Annotated in this window: 7 protein-coding genes and 2 pseudogenes; 8 read left to right on the top strand and 1 reads right to left on the bottom strand. The window is 70.2% G+C overall.

Annotated features, from left to right (window positions below):
• The coding region (locus tag JWP65_RS18505; protein ID WP_299766407.1) for an ATP-binding cassette domain-containing protein at positions 1–1,353 on the top strand (1,353 nt) is incomplete at its 5' end.
• A gap of 84 nt (positions 1,354–1,437) precedes the next feature.
• Positions 1,438–3,156 (top strand): phospholipase D family protein, encoded by a 1,719-nt coding sequence (locus JWP65_RS18500; protein ID WP_299766405.1) that lies wholly within the window; start codon positions 1,438–1,440, stop codon positions 3,154–3,156.
• A gap of 12 nt (positions 3,157–3,168) precedes the next feature.
• On the opposite strand, the gene JWP65_RS18495 is transcribed toward JWP65_RS18500, so the two are convergent.
• Positions 3,169–4,581 (bottom strand): PLP-dependent aminotransferase family protein, encoded by a 1,413-nt coding sequence (locus JWP65_RS18495; RefSeq protein ID WP_299766403.1) that lies wholly within the window; start codon positions 4,579–4,581, stop codon positions 3,169–3,171.
• 124 nt (positions 4,582–4,705) lie between these two features.
• Between JWP65_RS18495 and JWP65_RS18490 the strand changes: the two genes are divergently transcribed.
• From JWP65_RS18490 to JWP65_RS18465, 6 genes and pseudogenes are all read left to right on the top strand, one after another.
• Positions 4,706–5,320 carry a LysE family translocator gene (locus JWP65_RS18490; RefSeq protein ID WP_299766401.1) on the top strand — a complete coding sequence of 205 codons (615 nt, stop codon included), beginning with the start codon at positions 4,706–4,708 and terminating at the stop codon, positions 5,318–5,320.
• Complete coding sequence (locus JWP65_RS18485; RefSeq protein ID WP_299766399.1) at positions 5,317–6,261, top strand: DMT family transporter; 945 nt, start codon at positions 5,317–5,319, stop codon at positions 6,259–6,261. Before JWP65_RS18490 ends, JWP65_RS18485 begins: the two co-directional genes overlap by 4 nt.
• Positions 6,258–7,454: a PLP-dependent aminotransferase family protein gene (locus tag JWP65_RS18480; RefSeq protein ID WP_299766397.1), complete on the top strand. Its 1,197-nt coding sequence runs from the start codon at positions 6,258–6,260 to the stop codon at positions 7,452–7,454. The genes JWP65_RS18485 and JWP65_RS18480 overlap by 4 nt, the downstream gene beginning before the upstream one ends.
• A gap of 2 nt (positions 7,455–7,456) precedes the next feature.
• Positions 7,457–8,323, top strand: a pseudogene (locus JWP65_RS18475) (PhzF family phenazine biosynthesis protein).
• Between the two features lie 167 nt (positions 8,324–8,490).
• Positions 8,491–9,098: pseudogene (locus JWP65_RS18470) on the top strand (histidine phosphatase family protein).
• Positions 9,099–9,133: 35 nt separating this feature from the next.
• On the top strand, positions 9,134–9,502 hold the full coding sequence (locus JWP65_RS18465; protein WP_299766396.1) for a co-chaperone YbbN: 369 nt from the start codon (positions 9,134–9,136) through the stop codon (positions 9,500–9,502).
• Positions 9,503–9,565: the final 63 nt, after the last annotated feature.

Here is a 9,565-nt window from a genome sequence, read left to right as displayed (position 1 = left end):
ATCGAGTGGCTGGAAAACCTGCTGATCGATTTCCGCGGCAGCGTCGTGCTGATCACCCACGACCGGACGTTCCTGGACCGCGTCGCCACCCGCATCGTCGAACTCGATCGCGGCCGGCTGCTGTCCTATCCTGGCAACTTTACCCAGTACCAGGCGCTCAAGGAGGAGCAACTGGCCCAGGAGGCCGTCATCAACGCCAAGGCCGACAAGCTGCTGGCGCAGGAGGAAGTGTGGGTGCGCAAAGGCGTGGAAGCGCGGCGCACCCGCTCGCAAAGCCGCATCGTGCGCCTGCAGGAATTGCGGACGCGCCGCACCGCCCGCCGCGACGTACTGGGCCGCGTCAGCATGGACGTTGCCACCGGCCAGTCCACCGGCAAGATCGTCGCCGAACTGACCGACGTGTCCAAGGCCTTTCCCTCCAGCTCCGATCCGTCCCAGAAAAAGGTGGTGGTGCGCGACTTCACCTCCACCATCCTGCGTGGCGACAAGGTCGGCCTGGTCGGCCCCAACGGCGCCGGCAAGACGACGCTGCTCAAGATGATCCTGGGTGAGCTGGCCCCCGACAGCGGCAAGCTGCGCGTGGGCAGCAACCTGCAGGTGGCTTACTTCGACCAGATGCGCACCGCCATCGACCCCGAAGCGACGCTGGAAGACTTCATCAGCCCCGGCAGCGAATGGATCGAGATCGGCAAGCAGCGCAAGCACGTCAAGAGCTACCTGGGCGACTTCCTGTTCTCGCCCGCGCGCGCCACCTCGCCGGTGAAGTCCCTGTCGGGCGGCGAGCGCAACCGCCTGCTGCTGGCGCGATTGTTCGCCCGCCCGGCCAACGTGCTGGTGCTCGACGAGCCCACCAACGACCTGGACATCGATACGCTGGAACTGCTGGAGGAACTGCTGCAGGACTACGAAGGCACGGTGTTCCTGGTCAGCCACGATCGCGCCTTCCTCGACAACGTCGTCACCAGCACCATCGCCTTCGAAGGCGATGGCCGCTGGCGCGAATACGAAGGCGGCGTGCAGGACTGGCTGACGCAGTCGCGCCGAGCCCGCGCCATCGCGGAAGCCAAGGCCCCGGCGCCTGCTCCCGCCCCGGCAACCAAGGCAGCCGTACCGGCGCCGACGCCGGCCGCCCGCCGCAAGCTCGGCTTCAAGGACCAGCGCGAGCTCGATGGGCTCCCAATGCTGATCGAATCGCTGGAGCAGGAGCAGCGCACGATCCAGGACGACCTGGCCAGCGGCGCCCTGTACAGCGCCGAGCCCGAGCGCGCCGCGGGCCTGGCGCGGCGCGGCGACCAGATCGAGAACGAACTGATGTCCGCGCTGGAACGCTGGGAAGCGTTGAGCCGGCTGTAGGCCCGCGCCGTCGCCCACTGGCGGCTATTGCTGACCTTGGCCGGGCCCAACCGCCCGGGCCCCGCGGCTACAGTCGCTGCACCCATGGACACTTGCTTCGCCCCCCTCACCCGGCCCGCTTCCGACCGCACCTGGAGCAAGCTAGTGCAGTTGATCGCGTTGCTGGTGGTTGCGGCTTGCGCCGCCGGCTGCGCCAGCCTGCCCCCCAACAACGAACGCACGGCGTCCACCGCTTTCGCCCAGCCCGACCAGACCCCGCTCGGGCAGCTGGCCACTGCCCGCCGGGCCCAGGCCGGCGCCCGCAGCGATTCTGGCTTCGCCCTGCTGGGGGGCGTCGAGATCGCCCTGACCAGCCGACTGGCCCTGATCCAGGGAGCCACCCGCAGCCTGGACCTGCAGTACTACGCCATCCACGCCGATGCCAGCAGCGAGGTGCTGCTGCAACGGGTGCGTGAAGCGGCCCGGCGCGGCGTGCGCGTGCGCATCCTGCTGGACGACTTCAACTCGGTGGGCGAGGACGCGCAGGTGCTGCGGCTGGCCTTCGAGCCCAACATCGAACTGCGATTGTTCAATCCCCTGACCGGTCCGCGCAGCAGCATGCTCGGGCGTCTGCTCGCATCGCTCAGCGACATCAGGGGCATGCAAAAGCGCATGCACAACAAGCTGTTCCTGGCCGACAACGCCTGGGGCATCACCGGCGGGCGCAACCTGGGCGACCGCTACTTCGGCAGCGGCGACACCCAGAATTTCGTCGACCTGGACGTGCTGGCGGCCGGCCGCATCGTGCGCGACATGTCGGCCAGCTTCGACCGCTTCTGGAACGACGAGCTGGCCTATCCCGTCGAGCGGCTGATGGACAAGGAAGACCTGGACAAGATGCGCAAGCCGCAGCTGTCCGAGAACGCCACCGACCCCGGCAAGCCGCGGGTGACGCCGACGGCCTCGGTCCTGGCGGCGACCGCAATCACCACCGTGCTGCCTTCGGTCAGCGTCGCCGACGTCGCCCGGGCCGATCGCGACGCGCTCGACCTGCGGACCGTACCGCTGGTGTGGGCGCCGTCCACGCTGCTGGTCGACCAGCCCAGCAAGGTTGGCCCAGGCGACGACGAAGTCGATGCGGAGGAAACCGTGATCGACGGCTTGCTCGGCTTGATGCAGCAGGCCCAGCGCGACGTGTTGATCATCTCCCCGTATTTCGTGCCGGGGGCGCGGATGATGGCGGTGTACGAACAACTGCGCAAACGCGGCGTGCGGCTGCGGGTGCTGACCAATTCGCTGGCGTCCAACGACGCGCCGGCCGCCCACGCAGGCTACGCCCGCCATCGGGAGGCGATGCTGGCCATGGGCGCCGAAATGTACGAGATGCATTCGGACCCACAGATGTCGAACCTGCTGGGGACCGGATCGGGGTCTCGTGCGGGCGGCAGCGGCGGCTTTGGCATCGGCAGCACGGCGGGCGGCCCGGAGAACCACGCGCGCGCCAGCCTGCACTCCAAGGCCGTGGTCATCGACGCGCGCCTGGTCGTCATCGGTTCGATGAACCTGGATTTGCGCTCGCAGATCCAGAACAGCGAGGTCGCACTGGTGCTGCGCAGCACCGCGCTCTCGCAGCAGGCCACCCGCCAGATCGAGAACACTTTCGCCAGCGGCGCCTACCGCGTCGAGCGCCGCGACGGCAACCTGTACTGGCGCGCGCCCGAGGGCGCCAGCTTCAAGGACGCCACCTCCGAGCCCGGCGCCAGCACCAAGCTCAAACTGATGGTGAAGATCCTCGGCCCGCTCGCCCCCGACGAGATGTTGTGAGGCCAGGGCGGCTCACATGCGCCGCACGACTTCCGCGTACTTCTTCCAGAACGCCGCGTCCTGCGTCGTGGCGAAGTTGATCCGCATCAGCGTGCCGGGCTCGCGCTCGGCGTGGAACAGCGCGCCGGGCGCCAGCAGGTAGCCCTCGTCCAGCATGCGCTGGGCCAGCGCGTCGGTGTCGACGCCGGTGTCAACCCAGCCGAACAGACCGGCCGGCTCCGCCACGAAGCGGCAGCCCGCCTGCAGCGCCAGCTTGACGCTGCGGCTGCGGGCCGCATCGAGCCGTGCGCGGATGCGCTCCGAGTGCCGCCGCAGCTGGCCTTGCTCGATGCATAGCGCCAGCGCCTTTTCCAGCAAGGCCGGCGTGGTCAGCGTGGCCAGCAGCTTGGTGTCGAGCAATTGCTCCACCAGCGCTGGCGGCGCCGCCAGAAAGCCGATGCGCCAGTTCGGTGCCAGGATTTTGGCGAAGCCGCCGACGTAGATGGTGCGCTGCAGGCCGTCCAGCGTGCACAAGCGGGTGGCGTGCGGCGCGGCGATGTGGCTGTAGGTGTCGTCCTCGACGATGTGGAAGTCGTGGCGGCCGGCCAGCTGCAGGATGCGGTGAGCACTGCCGGGCGACAGGCAATGGCTGGTCGGGTTGTGCAGCACGCTGACGCTGACGTACAGCTTGGGCTTGTGCAGTTCACAGTACCTGGCCATCACCTCCAGGTCGGGCCCGTCAGCGCGCCGCGGCACCGGCAGCAGCCGCATCCCCAGGGACGTCAGCCGCGCGAATTCGACGGCCCAGCCCGGCTCTTCCACCATCACTGGATCGCCCGGGCGCAGCAGCGTGCGGCTGACGATGTCCAGGGCCTGCGTCGCACCCACCGTGGTGATGATCTGGTCCGGCGACGCCGGCACGTCCAGCCCCGCCAGCTTGTTCGACAGCGCCCGTCGCAGCCCGCCGTCACCCAGCGGCTCGCCGTACTGCGACGAGAACTCGTGCAGCGCGCGCGTGCTGGTCACCTTGCGCACCGCCGCCGGCAGGAAGGTGGACTCCAGCCAGTCCTGCGGAAACACCCCCATGCCGGGCTGCGGCTTGTCGCTGACCTTGTGGAACATGCCGCGGATCAGCGAGGAGGCGTTCACCGGGCCGCTGGGACGCGGCCCGAGCGGGTGCGGCGTCAGCGGCGGCGGCGCCTCGCCGGCGCGCGCGGCCATCTCGCGCACGAAGAAGCCGCGGCTCCTGCGCGCCTCCACCAGGCCTTGCGCCAGCAGCTGGTCGTAGGCCGCCACCACGGTCGAGGGGCTCACGCCCTGCATGTCCGCGCACTGGCGCACCGACGGCAGCCGCGCCCCCGGCGCCAGCAGGCGATTGCGAATGCGCTCGGCGAAGCGGCCGGCGAGCTGCTCCGTCAGCGACTGGGATGCGGTTTTCATCAACATGGCGGCAACCTCGTGTATTGGCATGCCGGCCGGTACAGATCGCGCGGTGATCTGGCCAACTGTATTGCCTCTGTATTGGTGCGAAGATTACATTGACCCCGATGCACCTGCAAGCCCCCTCCCCATGAGCGCCGCGGAAATCACCGCTCTGCTGGCGTTCTGCACCGCCATGAGCTTCTCCCCCGGTCCGAACACCACGCTGTCCACCGCGCTGGCCGCCAACCTCGGCCTGCGCCAGGCGCTGCGCTTTTGCCTGGCCGTGCCGGCGGGCTGGACCTTGCTGATGATCGTCAGCGGCCTCGGCCTGGGCGCCCTGGTCGTCGGCGTGCCCGCCCTGCGCTGGGCCGTCAAGCTGCTGGGGGTGGCCTACATGGTGTGGCTGGCCTGGAAGGTGGCCGGCTCGGCCCGGCTGGCGCAGGTGGACGCCAGCCGCCTGAACGTCACCTTCCTGCAAGGCGTGGGCCTGCAGTTCCTCAACATCAAGGCCTGGATGCTGGCGCTGACGCTGACCGCCGGCTGGGTGGTCAACGCTGCCGGCCAGCCCGCCAGCAACCCCGGCCAGCGGCTGGCCATCATCTGCGCCGTGATGGCGCTGTTCGCCTTCGGCAGCAACTTCACCTACGCGCTGGTCGGCTCGCTGCTGCGCCAGTGGCTGGCGCAGGGCGCGCGCCTGCTCTGGTTCAACCGGGTGCTGGCCGCGATCCTGGTGCTCACCGCCGGCTGGATGCTCACGGTATGAAACCGCACGAGATCAAGGGCCTGTGGCTCGGCCTGCTGGGCGTGGCGATCTTCGCCCTGACGTTGCCGATGACACGGCTGGCCGTCGGCACGCCGGAAGCGCCGCAAATGTCCGGCATGTTCATCGCCATGGGCCGCGCCGTTGTTGCCGGCGTGCTGTCGATCGGCTTTCTGCTGGCCACGCGCGCCCCCTGGCCGCGCCGCGCCGACTGGCGGCCGCTGGCGCTGACGGCGGCCGGCGTGGTGTTCGGCTTTCCGTTGTTCACCTCGATCGCGATGCGTTACGTCGAGGCGATCCATGCCAGCGTGATCGTGGGCGTGCTGCCGCTGGCCACCGCCCTGGTTGGCGCGTTGCTGCACCGCCAGCGGCCGTCCACCGGGTTCTGGGTGTGCGGCGTGCTCGGCAGCCTGCTGGTGATGGCCTTCGCCGTGCTCAAGTCGGCCGACGGCCTGCGGCTGCACCTGGCCGACGGCCTGCTGCTGGCCGCCATGGCCTGCGCCGCCGTCGGTTACGGCTACGGCGCGCGGCTGTCGCAGCGCATGCGGGCCGAGCACGTGATCTGCTGGGCGCTGGTGCTGTCGCTGCCGCTCACCCTCCCGCTGGCGGCGACCTCGCTCCCGGCCCGCCCCTTGTCTGCCTCCGCCTGGTGGGCATTCGGCTACGTCGCCGTGTTCTCGATGTGGATCGGCTTTTTCGCCTGGTACCGCGGTCTGGCCCTGGGCGGCACCGTGCGTGTCAGCCAGGTGCAGCTGGTGCAGCCCTTCATCAGCATGCTGTTGGCCGTGCCCTTGCTCGGCGAACGCCTCGACGCGGTCACGGCGGGCTTTGCCCTCGCTGTCATCGCCACCGTGTTCATCGGCAAGAAAATGCCGGTGCGCGCCACCCCAGCAACCGCCCGCGCGCCAGCGCCGGCACCCACCCTCGCACCGGAGAAGACATGAAGCCGAATGACCTGCCGCCAGCCAAGCCCTGGACGCTGGCCCGCCGCGCCGAGCGCATGAATCCATCGGTGCTGCGCGAGATCCTCAAGGTCACCGAGCAGCCCGGCATCATCAGCTTCGCCGGCGGCCTGCCGTCGCCGCACACCTTCCCGGTGGAAGCCTTCGCGCAGGCCTGCGCGAAGGTGCTGCGCGACGACGGCCGCGCCGCGCTGCAATATGCCGCCAGCGAAGGCTACGGCCCGCTGCGCGAGGCGGTGGCGGCGCAGATGCCGTGGCCGGTCGCGCCATCGCAGGTGCTGATCACCACCGGTTCGCAGCAGGGCCTGGACCTGGTGGCCAAGGTACTGATCGACAGCGGCAGCAAGGTGCTGGTGGAGACGCCGACCTACCTGGGCGCCTTGCAGGCCTTCGCGCCGATGGAGCCGGAAGTCGAGGGATTGGCCTGCGATGCCGAAGGCGTGGATCCGGACGACCTGGCCGCCCGGGCGAGCGGCGCCCGCTTTGTCTACCTGCTGCCCAACTTCCAAAATCCGACCGGCCGCACCATGGGCGAGGGACGCCGCGCCGCGGTGTCGGCGGTGGCGGCTGCCGCCGGCTTGCCGATCCTGGAAGACAACCCTTACGGTGACCTCTGGTTCGACCAGCCGCCGGCCGCCCCGCTGACGGCGCGCAATCCCGACGGCTGCATCTACCTGGGCTCCTTTTCCAAGGTGCTGTCGCCGGGCTTGCGCCTGGGCTACCTGATCGCGCCGGCGGCGGTGGCGCCCAAGCTGCTGCAAGCCAAGCAGGCATCCGACCTGCACACCCCCGGCTTCAACCAGCGCATCGTGGCCGAGGTGCTCAAGGACGGCTTCCTGCAGCGCCACGTGCCGACCATCCGCGCCCTGTACCGGGCCCAGCGCGACGCCATGCTGGCCGCGCTGCAGCGCGAACTGGCCGGCTTGGGCGTGACCTGGAACAGCCCGGAAGGCGGCATGTTCCTGTGGGCGCGGTTGCCGCAAGGCCTGGACGCCGTGGAACTGCTCCCGCTGGCGGTGGCCCGCGGCGTCGCCTTCGTCCCGGGCGCGCCGTTCTACGCCGGACCGGCCGACCCGCGCACGTTGCGGCTGTCGTTCGTCACCGCCACCCCGGCGGAGATCGACCGCGGCATCGCGGCCCTGGCGGACGCGGTGCGCGCGGCGCAAGGAACGTGACCATGCACTTGCGCCCGTTCAAGCAAGTCGACGTCTTCACCGCCGTTCCCTATCGCGGCAACCCGCTGGCGGTGGTGCTGGACGGCGCCGGCCTCTCCACCGAGGAGATGCAGCACTTCACCCGCTGGACCAACCTGTCGGAGGCCACCTTCCTGTTGCCCCCGACAGTGCCGGGGGCGGACTATCGCGTGCGCATCTTCTACCCCGGGCGCGAGCTGCCGTTCGCCGGCCACCCGACGCTGGGCAGCTGCCACGCCTGGCTGGAAGCCGGCGGCAAGCCTGCGGGCGAACACGTGGTGCAGGAGTGCGGCATCGGCCTGGTGAAGCTGCGGCGGGGTGGTGGCCGCCTGGCCTTCGCCGCCCCGCCGTTGCAAAAGAGCGGACCGCTGCCGGAGCAGGACGTCGCGCTGATCGCCCGCGGGCTGGGCATCGCCCGCGACGCCATCGTCGACCACGCCTGGTGCGACAACGGCCCCCACTGGCGTGGCGTGCTGCTGCGGTCCGCCCAGCAAGTGCTGGCGCTCGAGCCCGACGCCGCCATCCTGGCTGGGCTCGACGTCGGCGTGGTCGGCCCGCACGGCAAGGTCGGCGTGGTGGGCCCGCGCGCCGCGGGTGACGACTGCGCCTTCGAAGTGCGCGCGTTCTTTCCCGGCAACAACGGCATGGCGTAAGACCCGGTGACCGGCAGCCTCAACGCCGGTCTGGCGCAGTGGCTGATGGCCGCCGGCCTGGCGCCCGAGCGCTACATCGCCGGCCAGGGCACGGCCCTGGGCCGCGCCGGCCGGGTCTACATCGAGCGCGATGGTGCCGGCGTCATCTGGGTCGGCGGCGCTTGCGTCACCTGCGTGGATGGCCGGGTGCTGCTCTGACATGGCCGCGCATCGATCACCTGGTCATCGCGGCCGCCGGCCTGGAGCAAGGCGCGGCTGGTGCGACGCCACGCCGGGCCTGGCGCCCTGCCCCGGCGGCGAGCACCCGCTGATGGGAACGCGCAACCGGCTGCTGCGCATCGCCATGCGCGGCCGACCATGACAATCTGAGCGACCTCGGCCAGCGCCAGAGCGTCCGGCTCGGGGAGTATTTCGCTCGCCGCGGCATCCGCTTTGACGCCCTCATCGCCGGCACCCTGCGGTGGCGCAAGCAGACTCTGGCCAGCATCCTGCAAGGCATGGATCGGGCCGGCGAGCATCTGGACTGGCACGGCTTGAACGAGTACGGCAGCGTGGCGGTGATCGCCACCGTCCATCCGGACAAGCTGGAAAACCGACTCCGCCCGAGATGTACCGGCACCACTTGCGCCTGCTGCGAGACGGCCTCGGGCGCTGGATGGCGGGCACCGCCAGTCCGGTCGGCATGCCCTCCTACCCCGATTTCGTCGCCGGCGTGGCAGGCGCCATGGACCACGTGCGCGCCAACCACTACCACGGCAAGGTGCTCGCGGTGACCAGCGGCGGCCCGATCGCCGCCGCGGTGGGGCAGGTGCTGCTCACCCCGCCCGAGACGACGATCGAGCCGAAGCTGCGCATCCGCAACACGTCCGTCACCGAGTTCGCGTTCACCCCCAAGCGCCACATGATGGTCGGCTACAACGCGATTCCGCACCTGGACCAGGCCGGGTACGACGACTGGGGGAGCTACTCCTGAAGCCCGGCGCAAGCGCCTGCCGCTAGACTGGCCGGGTGACGACCGACAACGCGCCCTGGTGGGTGATCTGCCTCTGTGCCGCCTGGTGCGGCGTGTGCCGAGACTGGCAGCCGGCCTTCGAGCGGGAAGCGCTCGCGCAGCCCGGCGTGCGCTTCGCCTGGGTCGACGTCGAGGACCACGCGCAGGCGATGGGAGAGGTCGACATCGAGACCTTTCCCACGCTGCTGGTGGCACATGGCCAGCGCGTACTGTTCATGGGGCCGGTCCCGCCCGCCGGCCCCCAACTCGCCCGCCTGCTGGGCAGCCTGCGCGCCGATCCGGCGCCATTGGCGGGCGTCGGCGAGCCTGAGCAAGCCCTGTTCGCGCGGCTGAAAAGCGCAGTGTTGCCCCACTTCAAGACGTAACCGGGTAGGGGTGCTCCTACACCCGCCTCCATTCACGCCTGACGAGCGTGCCGCACTCCTGCA

Source organism: Ramlibacter sp. (assembly GCF_028292805.1).
GTDB lineage: Bacteria > Pseudomonadota > Gammaproteobacteria > Burkholderiales > Burkholderiaceae_C > Ramlibacter.
This window is presented reverse-complemented; position numbering and strand designations above follow the sequence as displayed.

Excerpts from the sequence above, each read along its gene's own strand:
- JWP65_RS18500 (WP_299766405.1), top strand. The coding sequence starts at position 1,438 with ATGGACACTTGCTTCGCCCCCCTCACCCGGCCCGCTTCCGACCGCACC.
- JWP65_RS18495 (WP_299766403.1), bottom strand. The coding sequence starts at position 4,581 with ATGTTGATGAAAACCGCATCCCAGTCGCTGACGGAGCAGCTCGCCGGC.
- JWP65_RS18490 (WP_299766401.1), top strand. The coding sequence starts at position 4,706 with ATGAGCGCCGCGGAAATCACCGCTCTGCTGGCGTTCTGCACCGCCATG.
- JWP65_RS18485 (WP_299766399.1), top strand. The coding sequence starts at position 5,317 with ATGAAACCGCACGAGATCAAGGGCCTGTGGCTCGGCCTGCTGGGCGTG.
- JWP65_RS18480 (WP_299766397.1), top strand. The coding sequence starts at position 6,258 with ATGAAGCCGAATGACCTGCCGCCAGCCAAGCCCTGGACGCTGGCCCGC.